The organism is Bacteroidota bacterium (assembly GCA_041658205.1).
Classification (GTDB): Bacteria; Bacteroidota; Ignavibacteria; order UBA10030; family UBA8401; genus UBA8401.
Genome location: JBBAAO010000001.1, coordinates 1,341,730 through 1,360,067, shown reverse-complemented (window position 1 = coordinate 1,360,067; position 18,338 = coordinate 1,341,730). Strand labels below are relative to the sequence as shown.

13 protein-coding genes are annotated in these 18,338 nt (G+C 40.7%); 6 read left to right on the top strand and 7 right to left on the bottom strand.

What is annotated here, in order from left to right; genetic code table 11:
• Positions 1 to 37 precede the first annotated feature (37 nt).
• The 5 genes from WDA22_05550 to WDA22_05530 are packed head-to-tail and all read left to right on the top strand — an operon-like array spanning position 38 to position 5,303.
• Entirely contained in the window at positions 38 to 2,143 is a 2,106-nt protein-coding gene (locus WDA22_05550; GenBank protein MFA5832928.1) for a molybdopterin-dependent oxidoreductase, read from the top strand.
• Positions 2,144 to 2,146: 3 nt separating this feature from the next.
• Positions 2,147 to 2,920, top strand: coding sequence for a 4Fe-4S dicluster domain-containing protein (locus WDA22_05545; GenBank protein ID MFA5832927.1), 774 nt, complete (start codon positions 2,147 to 2,149; stop codon positions 2,918 to 2,920).
• Positions 2,913 to 4,253 (top strand): menaquinone reductase integral membrane subunit QrcD, encoded by a 1,341-nt coding sequence (gene qrcD / locus WDA22_05540; GenBank protein MFA5832926.1) that lies wholly within the window; start codon positions 2,913 to 2,915, stop codon positions 4,251 to 4,253. Before WDA22_05545 ends, qrcD begins: the two co-directional genes overlap by 8 nt.
• Positions 4,254 to 4,276: 23 nt before the next feature.
• Positions 4,277 to 5,101, top strand: coding sequence for a hypothetical protein (locus WDA22_05535; protein MFA5832925.1), 825 nt, complete (start codon positions 4,277 to 4,279; stop codon positions 5,099 to 5,101).
• A gap of 46 nt (positions 5,102 to 5,147) precedes the next feature.
• The gene (locus WDA22_05530; GenBank protein MFA5832924.1) at positions 5,148 to 5,303 is read left to right on the top strand and encodes a hypothetical protein; all 156 of its coding nucleotides are present in this window, start codon (positions 5,148 to 5,150) and stop codon (positions 5,301 to 5,303) included.
• A gap of 5 nt (positions 5,304 to 5,308) precedes the next feature.
• Here the strand turns inward: WDA22_05530 and WDA22_05525 are convergent, their stop codons facing one another.
• The 4 genes from WDA22_05525 to WDA22_05510 form a co-directional block, all read right to left on the bottom strand.
• Positions 5,309 to 5,536, bottom strand: coding sequence for a VF530 family protein (locus WDA22_05525; protein ID MFA5832923.1), 228 nt, complete (start codon positions 5,534 to 5,536; stop codon positions 5,309 to 5,311).
• A 50-nt stretch (positions 5,537 to 5,586) separates the two neighbouring features.
• On the bottom strand, positions 5,587 to 7,128 hold the full coding sequence (locus tag WDA22_05520; GenBank protein ID MFA5832922.1) for a serine hydrolase: 1,542 nt from the start codon (positions 7,126 to 7,128) through the stop codon (positions 5,587 to 5,589).
• Positions 7,129 to 7,608: 480 nt separating this feature from the next.
• Positions 7,609 to 10,131, bottom strand: a complete 2,523-nt coding sequence (locus WDA22_05515; protein ID MFA5832921.1) for a sulfatase-like hydrolase/transferase — start codon at positions 10,129 to 10,131, stop codon at positions 7,609 to 7,611.
• Positions 10,132 to 10,213: 82 nt separating this feature from the next.
• Positions 10,214 to 10,381 carry a hypothetical protein gene (locus WDA22_05510; protein ID MFA5832920.1) on the bottom strand — a complete coding sequence of 56 codons (168 nt, stop codon included), beginning with the start codon at positions 10,379 to 10,381 and terminating at the stop codon, positions 10,214 to 10,216.
• Between the two features lie 190 nt (positions 10,382 to 10,571).
• Between WDA22_05510 and WDA22_05505 the strand changes: the two genes are divergently transcribed.
• Positions 10,572 to 12,449 carry an ATP-binding cassette domain-containing protein gene (locus WDA22_05505; protein MFA5832919.1) on the top strand — a complete coding sequence of 626 codons (1,878 nt, stop codon included), beginning with the start codon at positions 10,572 to 10,574 and terminating at the stop codon, positions 12,447 to 12,449.
• An 83-nt stretch (positions 12,450 to 12,532) separates the two neighbouring features.
• On the opposite strand, the gene WDA22_05500 is transcribed toward WDA22_05505, so the two are convergent.
• The 3 genes from WDA22_05500 to WDA22_05490 all read right to left on the bottom strand — a co-directional run bounded on the left by WDA22_05500 (position 12,533) and on the right by WDA22_05490 (position 18,187).
• Positions 12,533 to 15,193: a DUF5916 domain-containing protein gene (locus tag WDA22_05500; protein MFA5832918.1), complete on the bottom strand. Its 2,661-nt coding sequence runs from the start codon at positions 15,191 to 15,193 to the stop codon at positions 12,533 to 12,535.
• A gap of 436 nt (positions 15,194 to 15,629) precedes the next feature.
• Positions 15,630 to 16,859: a PP2C family protein-serine/threonine phosphatase gene (locus WDA22_05495; protein MFA5832917.1), complete on the bottom strand. Its 1,230-nt coding sequence runs from the start codon at positions 16,857 to 16,859 to the stop codon at positions 15,630 to 15,632.
• A gap of 173 nt (positions 16,860 to 17,032) precedes the next feature.
• Entirely contained in the window at positions 17,033 to 18,187 is a 1,155-nt protein-coding gene (locus WDA22_05490) for a hypothetical protein (GenBank protein MFA5832916.1), read from the bottom strand.
• Positions 18,188 to 18,338 lie beyond the last annotated feature (151 nt).

Sequence of the window (18,338 nt, the reverse complement as noted above, 5' to 3'; positions counted from 1 at the left end):
AGAACGGCTTCCCTTTGATTCATCCGGAAAGAAATATATGCAAAAGACAATTACACGACGAGATATTTTGAAATTTACCGGTGGTGGAATTCTCGGAATCATGCTTTCACCTCTTCCGTGGAAACTGCTCGATGATTCTGCGATTTGGACACAGAATTGGTCTCTGACTCCGCCATTACCACACGGCCCAATTACAACAGCATTTTCGCACTGCACGTTATGCAGTGGCGGATGTGCGATTAAGGCTGATTGTGTTTCCGGCATGCCGTATTATTTGCGGGGAGTTCAAAATCATCCACTAACGCACGGTACGATCTGCACACGCGGTTTGGCAAGCCATCATATGGCCTTTCATCCTTTACGCATTGTTCATCCACACAAATTTGTTGGGAAATCCGACAATAGCAAAATGACGGCTGTTTCCTTAAATGAAGCGTTGGATGAAATTGCAAAAAAGATTAAAGAATCAAATGGAACTATCGCAATTCTTGATCTGCAGCCAAAGAGAGCAATTTCAGAAATCTATCGGGAATTTTTAAATAAAATACCAAATGGAAAATATCTCACTTCACCTTCATGTGAAGATGGAACTCTTTCAGTTGTAAAAGAAATGATGAATCGAACAACTGATTCTTACGGATTTGATTTTGAAAATACATCGATGGTCCTTTCGTTTGGAGCCCCGTTGTTTGATGGCTGGGGAATTCCTGGACGTATGACTGCATTTCGCAATTCAAAAAAAGCTAAGATTGTTCAGGTTGACAGCCGCTACTCACGAACCGCAATGCAATCAGGTGAATGGATTGCAATACAACCCGGCACAGAAAAGTACCTCGCGCTCAATATTGCTTATGTGTTAATACATAACAACCTCATCTCGCAAAACATAAAACGATCTGCACTCGATTTTATGCAATTCAAAAATATTGTCGATGAATTTAACCCTAAAAATACTAGTCAATTGACTGGCGTTGATGCGAGTGTTGTAACATCCATTGCACACCAACTTATCAATGCAGAATCTGCCATTGTTTTGAGCAGTTCAGATCCCGGCGGAGGACCGTTTGATGATGAGACGGAAAAAGTAATCGCGTCTCTGAATTTTTTGATCGGTAATATCGGAAAATGTGGAGGAATTATTTCTCGCAGAGAGATACCCGGATATAAAAATGAAGACAAAGCAGTTCAATGGTCAACAATACAAGATCATTCCATCGGTGTTTTGATTATTGATGGATCAGATTCCGGATATGCCATACCATGGTCGTTCATCCAGAAAAAACTGATTCCGGGAAATAGTTTTATTGTTACTCTTTCTCCTATTTTGAACGATTTTTCAGCTCACGCAGATTATTTTATCCCATCACCGGCACATCTGGAATCTATGAATGATGTCGTTACCTCAACTGACAGTGTTGTTGCAACATTTGCATTGTCATCTCCTCTTTTGAAACGACAAGAAAATACCACTGATCCACTCGATGTTGTAAAAGAAATATCCTTGCGATTGAATATTGTGTCGGATATTCCTACACATGAAGAATTACTCAAACAAAAAGTAAATGAAATCTATTCTCAAAAACGTGGATCACTTTTTATCTATGCTGATCAAAGTGTAGTCAAAATCAGCGAGCTATCTTCGGCTGATGAAATATGGACAAAATTGATTGAAGGTGCTGTATGGCTTGATGAACCAATGAAGCAGACTCTACCCCATTCGTTCACACTTGGGTTGGCTACTAATCAATCATACAAAAATGAATCCGACGGAATTCAGTTGCTCGCTTACGGATGGCGCGGTGCAACATCAACAGCGCAAATCTCTCCAATTCTGAGCAAAGTATTTCAAGAAACGGAATTGCGCAACACCAATGGGATAGTATCGGTTAATCCGGCAACGGCACATCAACTTGGTTTTGCAAAAAATGAATCTGCGACATTAACTACAATAAATGGGTCATTAAATGTCCGCATAAAAATAGAATCCACGGTTCGGCCAGGAATTATTGAGGCATCAATTGGACCGTTACTTAACGGTAAAGAAACGCCGCAACATCCTACAGGAAATAATATTTTGAATCTCTGTGAAGTCACCAATGACGGAACCTGGAGAATAACTACTGCAAATCTTCTGAAGGTGTAACAGATGGAAACAATGACTGACAAAAAACAAAAGTACGGAATGGTGATCGATCTGGATAAATGCAATGGATGCGGTGCCTGCACTGTTGCTTGTTCTATTGAGAACAATATTCCTCCTGCGTTAGAAAAAATGAATAAACGAAACAGTTTAACCTGGTTAAACATTACAACAGTTTCCAATAATGAGCAATTTCCAAAAAGCGAATCTGTTTTTGTACCAATGTTTTGTCAGCAATGTGAAAAGGAAACTCCATGCATGACAGTCTGCCCGCAAAATGCGGTTGATATTGATCCCTCCACAGGGATTGTCGGACAGGTTCCACAGAGATGTTTGGGATGCCGATACTGCATGGCCGCATGTCCGTATCATGCTCGGTATTTTAATTGGTGGGATCCAACATGGACAGAAGGAATGAAGAAACAACTCAATCCTGATGTGTCACCACGCATGCGCGGCGTTGTTGAAAAATGTAATTTTTGTCACGGTAGGTTGCATGCAGCAAAGCAAAAAGCCGCATCGCAAGGAAATCGTGAAATCAATCCGACCGATTATGTTCCGGCATGTGTTGAGTCTTGTCCAAATAAGGCAATTACATTTGGAGACCTTAATGAGGCAACAACGGCAGTTGCACAATCGGCAAAGAACGAAAATACATTTCAATTTTTATCCCGCCTCGGGACGGAACCGAAAGTTTATTATCATTCTGAAAAAAAATGGGTTCGTGCGATGGCAGAAAAATCACTAACTCGCACACAGCAGGAGGGATTTCATGGATAAGAAATTTATACCGCGCGGTGTGCAGCGGATCTCATTCGAGAAATTTTTACTCTGGATTATTCCATGGACAGCGTTACTAATGCTCGGAATCTATGCAATTTATCTTTGTTTGGCGGAAGGATTATTTCATACGAACATGGATAACCGGTTTGCGTTTGGAATATGGATATTTCTTGATTTAACGGTAATTGCTCTGGGAGCTGGAGCGTTTTTCACCGGATTTCTCCTGTACATTCTCCGGAGAAAAGAATTGAAAGCGGTGATCAATAGTGCTGTCGTCATCGGCCTCATTTGTTACAGCGGTGCAATTCTTGTTTTGGCAGTCGATGTCGGACAACCAATACGTGCATGGTTCACATTCTGGCATCCCAATACACATTCCATGCTGACGGAAGTGACATTCTGCCTAACCTGCTACTTAATTGTTTTATTAATCGAATATGTACCCATCGTTTTGAAAAACAGGCAGTTACGACAAATACCAAAATTTCTCGTATTCGAATTTGAACTGCACAAACTGATGCCGGTTCTTGCCGGAATCGGAACATTTCTTTCATTCTTCCACCAAGGTTCACTCGGTGGATTATTCGGAGTATTGCGCGGACGTCCATTTGCATTTAGAGAAGAATTGGGAATTTGGCCTTCCACATTTTTCTTGTTTGTACTTTCCGCAGCAGCAGCGGGACCAAGTTTTATCATGTTGACAACATGGCTTGTTGAAAAACTTACCAAGAAACGCCTGGTGAAACCTGAGGTATACAGATTCCTCGGTAAAGTTTCCGGCATAATGTTGATTGCTTATATTTTATTGAAGTCGATTGACACGCTCATCTGGATCAATAGCACATCTCCGGGAAATGGTTTCCCCGCTTTTGAATATTACGCAACTCAATCTTTCGGTACGTGGATATTGTTTACAGAGATTGTTCTGTTCGGTTTAATGCCAGCTCTCATTCTTTTAAAAAGCAAACTGCGGGAAAATAGAAAACTCCTTTTGGGAGCCGGCTTTTTAGTCTGCAGCGGAGTAATGCTTAATCGGTTTGTTATGACGATACAAACTCTCGCACTTCCGACATTACCGTTTGACGATTTTCTTACCTATTCACCAAGTTGGGAAGAAGTTGCTACATTTTTGTTTGTCGTCGCATATGGCGTTCTCCTCTATTCATTCACTTATCGATATGCAACAATGTTCCCGCAGGAAAAAGAGTTAACTCCAATGAACGGTGAGCTTTCAATGCAGGAATTTGCGAAAACCAGTAATCAAGAATCATTTTGGAAACCAAAATTTGTTTCGAATATGCTTAATAGATTTGCATCATCTAAACTTTAACTACGATTGATACGGAGTTGATTATGGTACCCTGGGTTTATGAATTTCACTGGACAGTTTTTCATATCACTTTTTTATTGGTGTTCTTTACCATTTTTGTCACCATCGTTTCGACTGTAATTCTGGCAATGCGAAGAACGCAACAAGCGGAACAATTGCACAGAATGGAAGCAATTCAATGGCATTCAGATTTTGAGGATCTCTCTCCTGCCATGAAAGTGTGCCGGCATGAATTAAGTGGCGATGTTCAGCATCGCACATGCGATCATCAGTTTGACTGCAGATCGTGCAAGGTTCATCCCGTTTTAGCGGCACGGAAAACCAAAGCACCAATGCTGCAATTTGAATCATATGGATTCACCATGCCCCCCTATCGACTATATCATCGAGGACATACATGGGTTCAGGAAGAAAAAGATGGAACCTACAAAATCGGCATTGATGATTTTGGTACGCGTATTATCGGGAAACCATATTCGATTGAGCTACCTCCTGTAGGATCACGATTATCGGTGAATGGAAAAGGAATGCTGGTTAAGAAACATAATACCAACATTCGTATTCTCTCTCCTATCGATGGAGAAGTGATTGAACATGGTGATGCCGAAAAAGGATGGTATCTGAAAGTAAAAGTGGATAATTCTGAAAAACTAACAGAACATCTTTTGAAAGGAAAAGAAGTACCAAATTGGATAATGCGGGAATTGGAACGACTGCAGATTTCGTTTGCTACAAGCGGTGTCGGGGCAACATTAGCAGATGGTGGTGAACTGGTACCGGATTTTCATAGACATTTTCCAAAAGCAGATTGGGATGGGGTTTTGGGGCAGATGTTTTTAGAGGCGTAATCTCAACTTTATCGGGACGGCGGCAATACCGTTCCATTTTTAATTAATGGCACGGACTAGCGTCCGTGCCGACAAACCGAATTATTGCAAAGTGTCGGGACGGTGGCTACACCGTCCCTTTATCTTTTTGGCACGGACTGGCGTCCGTGCCGACAAACCGAATTATGGCGAACTATCGGGACGGCGGCAACACCGTCCATAAAGAATTTATTCCTGAATCACTTCAAGATATAGTTCTTCCACTTTTTCCCTTGCCCAAGGTGTCTTTCGCAAAAAAGTCAAACTCGATTTGATGCTAGGGTTTTCGTTAAAGCATCGTACTTTAATACACTTCCCTAATTCTTCCCAACCGAAATGATCAACAAGATGATGCAAAATCATTTCAAGTGTTTTGCCATGTAACGGATTATTCGGTTGTATTATTTTCTGGCTCATTTTTCTTTACTTGTGTAGGACATCACAGTCTGACGTCTTACACAATTTTATCATTTAATAGGTTTTAATAACAAATCGTGGAAATCAAAACTGAAATCGGTTGCCGGAGAAACAGCTTTCATCTTTACTGTCTCAATACTGCCGTCTGGATTCAATGAAAAGGTTACAAATGCATCAGCACGCATCTCAGGATCACTCCAGCGGGCAATAAACGTATTATACTGGTAATGTTCTAAATATCCTCCTAACGATGGTGTTGCAGCCATTTGCATGAATAATTTCCCAGCTTTCAGTTCAATATTGATTTCACCATACCAAGTATCGTTATATTTTCCCGCATATTTTTCCAGTGATAATGAAGGTTTTGAAAGCGAGTCTCTTGCAGCTGATCTCTTTGCTTCCGCTGCCTTATCGGTTGAATCGGCACGATTTTTTACTGCTTTATACGCGGCGATCCAATCATAATTGGCATTTAAATAATAATCGAGTGCACGCCAACCGATGGAATAAAATGCCCCTCCTACTTCCTGATTGGTAAACACCGCAACGCCAACTCTCAACTCAGGAATCATCGCAACCAATGATACAAATCCGGAAAGCCCTCCGGTATGCCAAACAAGTTTCTTACCGCGATAATCACGCAGAAAAAATCCTGCACCATAACCGGCAAAGTTTGGCTGCATCGGCGATAATTCTTTTGCTACTTTTCCAACAGGAAGCGGTGTAACAACTGACCAAAGTGTACGGGTAATTGTAGGAGTAAAAAGTTTGGAACTATCAGCATATTTCCCTGAATCGAGTTGGCAGATCATCCATTTCGCAATATCTTCAGCATTCGTATTCACTGTTGCCGCTGGATTAGTCTTGGCACTATCCGATGCCGCAACGAGTCTTACAATACCATTTATCTCCGCATGCGGTGTGGCAACATTCCCTTTTTTCACAGCATCTGAAAATGTCAAAACGCTATTGTTCATCCCCAGTTTGTTAAAAATTCTGGTTTGAACAAATGCATCCCACGACATACCGCTCACCGCTTCAATTAATTCTCCTGCTATCAAATACAGAATGTTGTCGTACGCATAAGTACTTCTGAAACTTGTTGCAAGAGGAATATTTTTAAAACGTTTTACAACATCTTTTTGATTGTACGTGTTTGTCGGCCAAATTAAAAGATCACCGGCTCCTAACCCAAGTCCGCTTCGATGGACAAGAAGATCGATAACACGCATTTCTTTGGTTACATACGGGTCGGAGAGTTGAAACCATGGGAGATGATCAACCACACGATCGTTCCATTTTATCTTCCCTTCATCTACCAAAATACCAAGCGATGTGCCGACAAATGCTTTTGTATTGGAAGCTATACTGAAATTTGTTTTACTGTCTACTTTATCTTTTGTTCCGATTGTTTTCAGTCCGTAACCTTTTGCAAGAATCACTTTCCCATCTTTTACAATTGCAACCGCAACACCAGGCACATTAAATGTTTTCAGAACTTTTTCAACATAGGCATCAAAATCTTTTGGTATTGATTGAGCATTGAGAGTGGATACAATAGCGAGCATAAAAATTGAAACGATGAATTTCATAAGAATCCTTTCTGTAAAATGATAAACATTGGCAACTATAGATAAAATAATCGCGGAGTATAAATATTTCTAGAAGCCATCTCAAAAACACAAAAACAACGGTCATTCTAAAAATAGTATCAAATTTGCTGTCATCATTTTGTATTGTGCGGCACTTCGTACAGCGGAGCTTCGCTGCGCTTTTTTTTGGAAAATAATTCTGTGGCTTGCTCAGATCCTTCGCTCCGCTCAGGATGGCAATAGTTTCATTTTTAATTATTTGTAATTTCTCAGTTATTATTTGGGTGAATCATAAATTACTTGTTATTCTGAGCGTAGCGAAGAATCTGACAAAACTTCATATGAGTCGTCGAGCGGACAAACCAGATTCTTCACTGCGTTCCGCAATAAAAACTGCGGAACTCGTTCAGTGGCTAGGCCATCCCTTCGGGAAATGACAAGGATTTTATATTGTTTTATTTCGTCGCTGAATAGTTACAATTATTTTATATAGATCATTTTTTTCGATTGCGTAAATAATTCTCGATTACCGATTAATGACGTTGCCATTATTCGATAGAAATAAATTCCGCTGGCAAAGGGTTTTGCATTAAATTCAAATTGGTACTCTCCCGGAGAAATCAGTTCATTCACAATAGTTGATACTTCCCTTCCCAACAGGTCAAAGACTTTCACCTTAACAAAGCATGAAACGGGAATCGAAACCCTAATGTTTGTTGCAGGATTAAATGGATTAGGATAATTCTGAGAAAGTCCAAATTTTTGTGGAATGATATCCGTTACGTTTACTAAGGTTGGTACCGCAGTAAATGCAAAAATATCTTTACCGGTCATTGGCTTTATCGTTGCTACTTTGAATATATCTCCCTGTTGAGGATTGATAGAATTTACATCCCCATCAACAAACAGCTCCCAGGATAGTACATCTTTATTTGATGAGTCTTTTCTAAAAAAATAGAGGTCGTCACCAAATGAAAATTTGCCATCCGTTAATAATTCCGTCAGCACGATAGGAGTTTTTTTATTTAGTGTTGTGTTAAACACAGTAAAATACAGCGGCGTTGCAGAGGCGCCGAAATACTCTTTGGAAGTATCAATAATTGTATTGGAAATACGAATTTCATAATCGGCAGCTTCCGGAGTTGCAATGATGTTTCCTTCCGGGAAAACAAGTTCCGGAAGATTGACTTTACTGAATAATGTTGAATTTCCTTTGATCCATTTTGTGGAATCTTTATTGTGCAGTGGTTCCGGATAATCAATAATAGATAGTCGCATGCCATCAAATAACGGACCTTCGCTTCCATCGGTGGCAAACAAAATATTTTTTAGGACAGTAATATTTTTTGTTACATTAATGACATTGTAGCGTTTTAATCCATAAGCACTATCCAGAAATTCAATTGTATATGAATTGCCGTTCATTTGCGAAGGATTAACAATATTCACAGTGACAATCCCATTACCTGAACCAGCGCTTTGTTTTAACGAAGGTACCTTGAGACGTATATTTTCTACTTCAAACATCGGTGAAACAACTTCAGAACTTGCTTGACCATCGCTGCAAATGATTTTTATTCTGAATGATTTGCTATTCGCAACAGGATTTGTTTCCCACTCATAAGAACCGGTATTGGGTAGATTTGATGCAATTGTGTACCACGATAACCCATTATCCGTACTTCCATTCATCGTCAGAGAAAGATTGTCTCCTTCCGCATCCGCAGCATTCCATACAATATTCATTTTCCCTGAAACAATAATATTCCTGTTTGGCGAGAGCAATTCTATATCTGGCGCTCCATTAGCTGGATTATCAATAGTAAAATTCTGAGCGGATTGTGTAATTCCATATGTCGTATCACCATAGACAGAAATTCGGAGTCGATAACGAGTGCCATCATTCACATTTAAAGTGTTCCATTGATACACGGAATCTTTGGCGGTTGTATTTAACAATTGATTCCAAGAAATTCCTGCATCTTTACTGTATTCAACAATTGTTGTCAACGAATCTTTTGTATAGCCTGTGGACCATTGTAGAGAATATGTTCCGGAGATTTTTGTTGTAGGAGAATTCTTCAAAATAATCGGCACATTTGCTGCAGCTTCAATGGCCGATTCTATTACATTCCCTTCCGCAAGAAAGGGAGAAAATCTCATCATCTTGCCAATTGTTGGTGCGATATCGATCTGGCTTGAGAGTGTGCTGTCAATTTTTCCTTTTGGTGTGTCCGGACCGAGTATCATTAACATAACGTGACGACATCCATCACATCCATCCCCATGTCCTGAAAAATCAGTCGTATGTCTTCCGTGATCATTCGTAACGATAAGAGTAGTTTTATTTTTCAAATCAGCATCTGACTGTATCGAATTCCATAACGATGTTACCAGGGAATCGGCACGTTTAATTGCCTCCAGATATGTTTCCCATGAAGCGGCATGTCCTTCAATATCGATCTTTGCAAAATTTGCGATGGTTATTCGTGATCGATGATTGGTCAAAACAAATCTGACATTATCATAGGTGAGAATATCGTTTGCCGGATCGGTAGATATTTTATAGGATGCGGCATATTGAGCTCCATAGTCCGCATGCGTACTATTGGTTAAGACATTTAGTTTATCTTTTCCCAATGCGACCCAACAATCTGTACTAGGCACATTTTTTTGTTTTCGGAAGTACTCAAATATCGTTGGACTATGAGAACGTTCGGAACCATCGTTCGCTATATATTGCCATGTACCACTTAAAATGCTTGCGTGTCCGGGATTTGTTTCGGTTTTACCATTATTATAGTAAGAAGTGTAGATTGTTCCTTGTGGTTTTAAGACATTCCACATTGTGGGAATATATGTATGCGTTGAATCCCCAAATGTCTCGGTGTATCTTGCTCCGTCCAGCATAATGATAACAACATATTTTGTTTTTTGAGCTTGAACATGTGATACAAAAAATATCGCGAGCAATAATAAGGTAAACCTTCTGGAGATATTCATAATACTCCTATCATTCTAATCGCTTCATTCTGCCATCTTTAGTATTTTGGCTGTTTCATGAAAACTTCATAACTATGCGAAGTTATTTTATTCCTCTCTTTTTCTTTTCAATGATCACTTGAACATCCACCGGTTCGTTGCAGACCGAGCAGACATACCGCCGTGTGGTTTCATTAACATCCGGTTCGCGGGTTTGTTTGCAGTTAGGACATTTTATTTGGAGTGGAGTTTCTTCGCGGGATTTTGCCATGATCTTATTCTATTATTGAATTATAGTTTGAACAACGCATCAATGTAACGGTTTTCCAGTCGGACTGCAATGAACTATTCTTGCAAATATTGCTCTGATAGGGGAAGAATATTTTGTATTTTAGTGAGTTCTCGTATGTCAAACATTACAGACAATCAAGAGTGATTGTCCTACTAACAATAGTTTAATCATGGCCAAGCAAATCAGTCCTGTTCTCATCTCTGCACAAGATATCTCTATCCGATTCGGTGAACAGATCGTTTTAAAAGAGGCGTCGCTAAATATTCATCAAACAGATCGTATTGGACTGATCGGCACGAACGGATCGGGAAAATCGACTCTGATCAAAATAATTGCCGGCCTTATTCAGCCAGATTCCGGAACATTCTCCCGTAAACGCGAATTGATTACAGGATATCTCTCACAAGATTTTACATTAGATGAGTCGAAATCTGTTTTCGAAAACATTATGGATGGTGCCCATGATGTGATTGATATCCTTCGGGAATACGAATCACTCCCTTACGATTCAGAACGGCGGCATATCTTAGAAGAACATATCCATCTGCTGGACGGATGGAATCTTGAAAACAGAGTTGAAGCAGCGATGCATTCGTTGAATGTACCGGATAAAGAGAGAGATATTACTACACTTTCCGGAGGTGAAAAACGGCGTGTGGCATTATGTCGTGCCATCATCTCCCGTCCTGATTTACTGATTCTCGACGAACCGACAAACCATCTCGATACTCAGTCCATTGAGTGGATGGAAGAGTTTTTGGAAGATTACGACGGTGCTTGTCTTTTTGTAACGCATGACCGGTATTTTCTAGATTCTATCGCCAATAGAATTGTGGAACTTTCCAATGGACTATGTTACCCTCATGCCGGAAATTATACAGATTATCTTATTGACAAAGCTGAACGCCAAGCTCAATTGGAAACTGAAGAAAAAAAGAAAAATAATTTTCTTCGGCGCGAATTGGAATGGGTGCGGAGAGGCCCGAAAGCACGAACAACAAAGTCAAAAAGCAGATTGAAAAACTATTTTGAGATTGCGGATAAAGAAGGATATCAGGCCGAAAAAGAAGTGCAACTCCTTATTCCCCCTCCTTCCGGTCTTGGAAACACTGTATTAAACCTGAAGCATGTTGGAATGGAGTTAGGTGACCGTAAATTATTTTCGCATGTCGATCTGTTGTTCGACAAAAAACGGAAACTCGGCATTATAGGACGAAACGGGCTTGGGAAAACAACGTTGCTAAAGCTCATCCTGAACGAACTCCAACCGACCGAAGGTACGGTAGAAGTTGGTGAACGAACAATGATTAATTACATCGATCAATCACGGATTGATCTTAATGATGAAAATACTGTGTTAAAAGAAATCGGTGAAGGAAATGACTGGATCATGTTCGGAGAGAACAAGACGACCGTGTGGACGTATTTGCGTCGTTTCAATTTTGCCGATGACCGTATCAACACCAAGGTCGGCAAACTCTCCGGCGGCGAACGGAGCAGATTGCTTCTGGCTAAGATCTTAAAGAACGGTGGTAATTTCCTTATTCTTGACGAACCGACAAACGATCTTGATCTTCCGACACTTCGAGTGTTAGAGGAAGCGTTGGTTGATTTTGACGGCTGCGTCATCGCTGTCAGTCATGATCGGTATTTCCTTAACCGTGTCTGCAATGGCATTCTGGCATTTGAAGGGGACGGAAAAGTGCACTTCAGCGAAGGGAATTACGATTATTACATTGAAAAACGAACTGCGCGGCTTGCTGCGGAAGTTGAAATAGAAAAACAAAAGAAACTTGAGGCGACAGCAAAACCGGAACCGAAAAAATTGAAATGGAAAGAAGCGAAAGAACTTGAAACAATCGAACAGGATATCTTGAAAGCGGAAGAGGCTGTTCATCGAATTGAAGCACTGTTTGCTGCCGATGATTTTTATCAAAAACATGGAGACAAAGTCGAGGAACTCACGAAGGATCTTAACACCTGGAAAGAAAATGTAGAACGGTTGTATGCTCGATGGAATGAATTGGAAAAATTGAAAAATGGCTAATGTTTTTCTACGTGCACTATGTCTCTATGTGGTTCAAGTTTTTATAAAGCAAACCACATAGATACATAGGACACATAGGTCATTTACATTCCCAACCAATAGCTTAACTTCAACATAAAAATATTATCCGGTTTCACATTCACAATACGATCCACTGATCGGCCAAATTGAAAATCTCCTGCAGATTCTACATCCTCCCTGCTCTGTGTCCAAACTAAAAAGAGAGCTGAACCGGGAGAATATTCCCACCGCAACACGGCATTCCCGCGCAACGAACGATAATTGAAATCCGGTTTACCGATACTGATTGGAGATGCTGCTCCAGTTCCATCCGGATCGAGAGAATAACCAAATACTTCACCAGTTGGAGTGGTCTGAGGTGTAATCGAAGATCCACTTGTGCCGTACGTTAGGAAGTCGAATGACTTCGCCTTCTGCAATTCCTTAAAATTGTTGTACGAACCGGAATTGAAATAAGGCTGGGCATAAATCTGGAAACTCAATTCAGGATTTAAGATCCAGTTCATTCGAATCGTTGCCCCCACCGTTGTCTGTTCCAAATCTGCGAACACATATCTTCGTCCATATGTTGCCGTTGCATTTGCATCCACTGTCGATCGAATATACTGTGCCTTGCTCTTATCGAATGAGATGTCCGGTCCTAATGATAATGTGAATGTTGGTGTTAATTTTAATTCTGCTTCAATATACGCGTTTGTATTTTCATCAACACCGCCACTGGACATTCCGCCTCCCGCATACAAGATCCACCAATTTCTGTTATCACTATAAAGATTCACGCTGAATGATTGTGATGAAGGGTTCACCATGAGAGGTCCGCCGCGGGTTCGACGTGCGCTGAATGTTTCTGGATTGTATTGCATACGGAATTGTCCGCCGTAATAATTGAGCAGAGTAGTGTACCCACCGAACCAGAATCCCTCTGCAGTCTTGTTACCGCCAAAGTCGTAGTTCAGGAATGTTGCCACATCGAATCCGGCAAAGCGGTAGTATTCAGTAGGATCGCTCCACCGATATCCTGTTACCACGTGCGTATTAATGATATCGGCGAATGACATGAATCCGAGATCGTTCGATTCAAAATAAGGATTGATCACTCCCACCGCTGCATTCAACGTCCATTTGCCGCGATTCTTGTTCAACATCAATCTTCCTGCATATCCTGTCATTGAAGTCAGTGTACTGTCAACGGAAATATGCGTAACATCCGGCCGTTGGAAATAATGTCCTGAACTTCTCTGCAAGGCAATCATTTTATTTTTATTCCCTTGCACCGAAGAAAGTCCTGCCCAGCCGGTTAACACATAGGTTCGTTCATCATCAAAAAATGTCCATCCATCCACCGCAGAAACTATTGCATTACTATTGATATAGTCTTCTAAAATCGGATTCTCAAACATTCTGTTTGTGTAGGTAGTGAGCAATCCAATCCCCTGCTGTCCTCGGTCAAAATCCCGTTGAGCGCGTAAAACACCATAATACGATTGTGGTTCCATTTCCTGTTTTGTACGGACACCCGCGGAGTCGATCGTTGTCATTTCTCTATTGGTGAGCGAATGAATCATCCCAATCTTCCAGTCATCACCTATTCGACCTGATATTTTACCTGCGCCAAGAATTTTAGTCCCATTCGGCACATCAGCATAATCATAATACGGCAGACTAAATTGAGGCCGCTGCGGATTCCTGCCGATTCTGCGGCTGTAAAAGATCGTCGGGTTATTCCAATTGAATGACCAGTTGTTGTTCGTTCCTCCTTGCCCAAAACGGAAAATGCTCACCCCTTCCGTAAAGAATGGTCGCTTCTCTTGAAACGAAGTCTCCACATCGGAAAGATTCACAACAGCAGGATCGACTTCTACTTGTCCAAAATCAGGATTGATCGTTCCGTCCAAAGTCAGACTCGATCCAAGACCCACTTTCATATCGAGTCCACCTCCGGGAAGATATCGCTCGCCGGGATTGAAAGGATCGTTCCGATTATTTCCAATATATTCTGCTTTACCAGTAACGTACGGGAGTATTTCAAGTCTTGATGAAGGAGAAATTCCTTTAAGACCAACGAGATCTGGAAAGCGGGAAACAAATCCATTCTCATTTCGCGGCGTATACACCATCATATCAGTCTCATTTTTTCTGCCAATATACCGTTCAAAATTTATTCCCCACACTTGCTCATCACCAACTTTAAATCTCAATTGAGAAAACGGTATTTTCATTTCAACAACGTAACCATCGGAATGCAACTTTGAAACTCCTTCCCATACCGCATCCCAGGAAAGTTCAAACCGTCCATCATTTTCAACAAGTCCATCGGCTTTTGTTCCTGCTGCAGAAACGTAAAAAAGGTTTCCGGTCATTTTATCATGATAAGGATCCACGTAGACAAGAAAACCGTCCGAAGGATCACCATAGACAAAATCCCTTCTCACTAATCGTGCAACAACAGAATCTGCATTGTTATCATATAATTTTGCAGCTATATATAATGCCTCATCATCATACGCAACCCACACTTCACCTTTTTCGCTGCTCGGTGCTCCTTGATCCGGTTCACGCTGCTTAAAATCGGTGAATCCAGATCTTTGCCATGTGTTTTCGGTAAGATTACCATCGACTTTAATCTGTTCACTTGTTTTAACAGCAGTAATAGTTGATGCAGAAAGAAATGAAGTAACGACGAGAAGAACTACCAAAATAATTCCACGGCTGTTTTGCTGCATACGATCTCCTTTGATCAATGATAGGTGGAGTAACTATAAGAGATCTATTACGCCATTGGAATGATTTGGTTTACTACAATAGACAAGAATGTCTTCATTCTTGAATTTTATTGAGGATTGTTAAACCGAGAATTGGAAGATAAATCCGTTGTTATCTTGAACACAACGGCACGTTAGAACTCCGAATGTCTGATGTATTGTCACACTGAGCAAAGCGAAGTGTCTGAGGTAAAATTAGCAAAATAGAACACGGATGACACAAATGACACGGATTTACGCGGATAAGAAAAAAGGACGGTCTGGAGACCGTCCCGACAATAATTCTGTACGTTCTCTGCGGTAAAATTATAGTGATCATTACATGATGTGAGACATCATCCAACACACTTTATTATTTTTATTCTCTGTGCCGCTGAGTCTCTGTGGTAGGAAAAGATTATTTCACCCGTTTTACAACCACAATAGTCTTATCGTCAGAATATTTACTCTTTGCATTATGGATTTGAACATCTTCAACAATCAATCGGGCGATGTTCTGTGCTTTTTCGTTTCGGAGTTCATTGAGTTTTTGGGCGAGGCGTTTTTCTGTATATTGAATGCCAAGATTGTCCATTGCTTCAGAAACACCATCGGTATACAATAACATGATGTCTCCCTTAGCAAGCATAATGCCTTCACTTCGGTATAATTGATGAGGAAAAGGTCCAACAATATTACCGGTTGCTTCAAGATATTCTGTTGTGCGTGTTGCCGCTCGAAAAATGATGGGACTGCTGTGCCCGGCATTAACGTATACACATAATCCTTTTAGGTCATTGGACAATTCAGCATAAAATAACGTAAGGAATCGGTCGTCCGAAAAGGTATGATGGACAAGCTCATTAATATTATGGATGAGATTGCTAATCTTGGTCTGATAACTTGCACCCATGCGAAGTGCGCCGGAGACATACAACGCTTGGACGGCTGCTGATATTCCTTTACTAGCCGCATCCCCGATAACAATACCGACACGGTCTTTCTCTGCACTCATGATATAATCAAAAAAATCACCGCCTACAATTCTATCGGCAATGGAGATACCGAACATTTCATAATTGTGGAATTGTAATTCATGGGCAGGCAGAATACTTTTTTGAATCTCCCTTGCTTTATCTAAATCTTTTTGCAACTGAGACGTACTTCGCTCCATCCTTCTGTTTTTTACCATTGAAGTAACGGCAAGACTGATAATATTCAGCGTGGGAGCAACATGTTCATGCTGAACGTCTGTATTAAATGATAAAATATATGGATAGAGTTCGACCCCTTTTATTGTCACAACTTCGCCGATACCCGTAGCAGAATATTTAAGAATTCCCTTACTGCGCAAATATTCATTCGTTTCCTTTGCAACAATGGTACGATGCAATGCAAGCTGCTTAAACATTTTGTATTCATCAACCTTCAATGAAAAGTTTGCCTTGATCTTTTCTACTTCGCCATGTTGTGCAATAACCTCATAACTGTACTTCGTCGAATCAAGTTTCCATACTCGTCCCCCTTTGATTTCAATCCTGTCATTGGAGACGATTTGATGCAGTATATGGGCGAGCATTTCTTCCGTGGAAGCAAACTTTTTGCTGTCGAAGCTTTCGATTGTCTTATAGAGCGAACGTTGATTCATGGATACGATTCTTTATATGATAAATTTGATAACAATATACGAAAGAAATCTTCAATCCCTTCATCCCCATTTTTTCTTTCTTAACACGTCAATACAAGCCGTACAATAAGAATCCCGTCAAACAAGAACTGACGGGATTCTATAAAGATTGGTGCTATTACAACCAATAGCAGCTAGAGTTTTCTTATTACATCTTTAACAAGTGCTTCTATTCTGCTGTCAGTCTTTCCAGGTCCATCTCCAGCGATGACTGGAACATTGAAAGTCCCTCCGGTCACGGAAATTGTCTTCGAAGGATCAACAACTCCATTAGACATAAATGTACCATTTCCGCTGAACGTACCGGTTGCATTGCTTGCTGTAATAGCAGAAATACTCGCGGTAGCCGATGTTGTAAGTTGGTAGGCGCTTGACGTTTCTGAATTCGGATTCACTCCAGGCATAAAGAGAATTGAAACAAATTTAGAGGTCGTCGGCGGATAAACGTATGTTCCTGTGCCAATCGGAGCACTATCAAAAAAGATGAGCATTGTGAGATCAACACTCGTTGATGAATTATACTTATAACCAAATATCACTAAACTGTATTGCCCTGAAGAGTTAGAACTAAAACCACCAGCACCGCTTCCGGTGGTAGCAACAGAATCGTAAATTCCATTCGCGGAAAAATTAGAGACATTGGAAGAAAATGAAACTGATCCAGCAGTCGTAAATCCACCACCGCCACCGCTTCCACCTGTTGCAGTCACTGTGATTGGTATAATAACAGTTTTGGCTGAAGCTGAATTATCTTTTACCGTAACTGAGGTTGAACCTGCTGCGACGCCATTTATCGTCACTGTCGATCCACTGATGGATGCTGTTGCAACTGCTGCATCCGGCGCTGTTTGTATCGAATAAGGGGACGTTCCTCCGCTAATGGTCACAGAAGTGTTTGAACCTTTCACTACAGAAACTGTATTTGGCGATGCAATCATTGTAGCAACTGTTACAGACAAACTCACCGTCGCTGTGCCAGCGCTGTCTTTTACTACTATTGTAGCTGATCCAGCAGCGCGGCCGGAAAGCGTAAGTACTGAACCAGAAATTGTTGCTCCAACTTTTGTGGTATCGGAATTCGATTTAACAGAATATGGCATTTTCCCGCCTGAAATAGTCACGGATTTACCAGAACCTACTAATACAGAAACAGATGTTGATGATGCAGTTAATAAATCAGTTCCACCGCTGGCGCTTACTGTATCAGCTGTATCGCAACTCGTTAAAAACAACATTGCGCTCGCCGCAACAACAATGAATACCATTGTGAGATATTTTTTTATGATCATAGAAACCTCCGAAAAAGAAAAATAACGAGTGAATTAAGAATTAAAACAAATTTGTAACGAAATGAAATTCATAGGTCATCAGTCTGTTTGTAACAAATCGATGCTTTAATGTCATTTGGGGAAAAACTAAGAAAGGTTGAAATTCATATTG

Bases quoted from the DNA above. Each gene is read 5' to 3' on its own strand.
- WDA22_05530 (MFA5832924.1), top strand. From the start codon at position 5,148: ATGGCACGGACTAGCGTCCGTGCCGACAAACCGAATTATTGCAAAGTG.
- WDA22_05490 (MFA5832916.1), bottom strand. From the start codon at position 18,187: ATGATCATAAAAAAATATCTCACAATGGTATTCATTGTTGTTGCGGCG.
- WDA22_05520 (MFA5832922.1), bottom strand. From the start codon at position 7,128: ATGAAATTCATCGTTTCAATTTTTATGCTCGCTATTGTATCCACTCTC.
- qrcD (MFA5832926.1), top strand. From the start codon at position 2,913: ATGGATAAGAAATTTATACCGCGCGGTGTGCAGCGGATCTCATTCGAG.
- WDA22_05510 (MFA5832920.1), bottom strand. From the start codon at position 10,381: ATGGCAAAATCCCGCGAAGAAACTCCACTCCAAATAAAATGTCCTAAC.
- WDA22_05505 (MFA5832919.1), top strand. From the start codon at position 10,572: ATGGCCAAGCAAATCAGTCCTGTTCTCATCTCTGCACAAGATATCTCT.
- WDA22_05500 (MFA5832918.1), bottom strand. From the start codon at position 15,193: ATGCAGCAAAACAGCCGTGGAATTATTTTGGTAGTTCTTCTCGTCGTT.
- WDA22_05495 (MFA5832917.1), bottom strand. From the start codon at position 16,859: ATGAATCAACGTTCGCTCTATAAGACAATCGAAAGCTTCGACAGCAAA.
- WDA22_05515 (MFA5832921.1), bottom strand. From the start codon at position 10,131: ATGAATATCTCCAGAAGGTTTACCTTATTATTGCTCGCGATATTTTTT.
- WDA22_05545 (MFA5832927.1), top strand. From the start codon at position 2,147: ATGGAAACAATGACTGACAAAAAACAAAAGTACGGAATGGTGATCGAT.
- WDA22_05535 (MFA5832925.1), top strand. From the start codon at position 4,277: ATGGTACCCTGGGTTTATGAATTTCACTGGACAGTTTTTCATATCACT.
- WDA22_05550 (MFA5832928.1), top strand. From the start codon at position 38: ATGCAAAAGACAATTACACGACGAGATATTTTGAAATTTACCGGTGGT.
- WDA22_05525 (MFA5832923.1), bottom strand. From the start codon at position 5,536: ATGAGCCAGAAAATAATACAACCGAATAATCCGTTACATGGCAAAACA.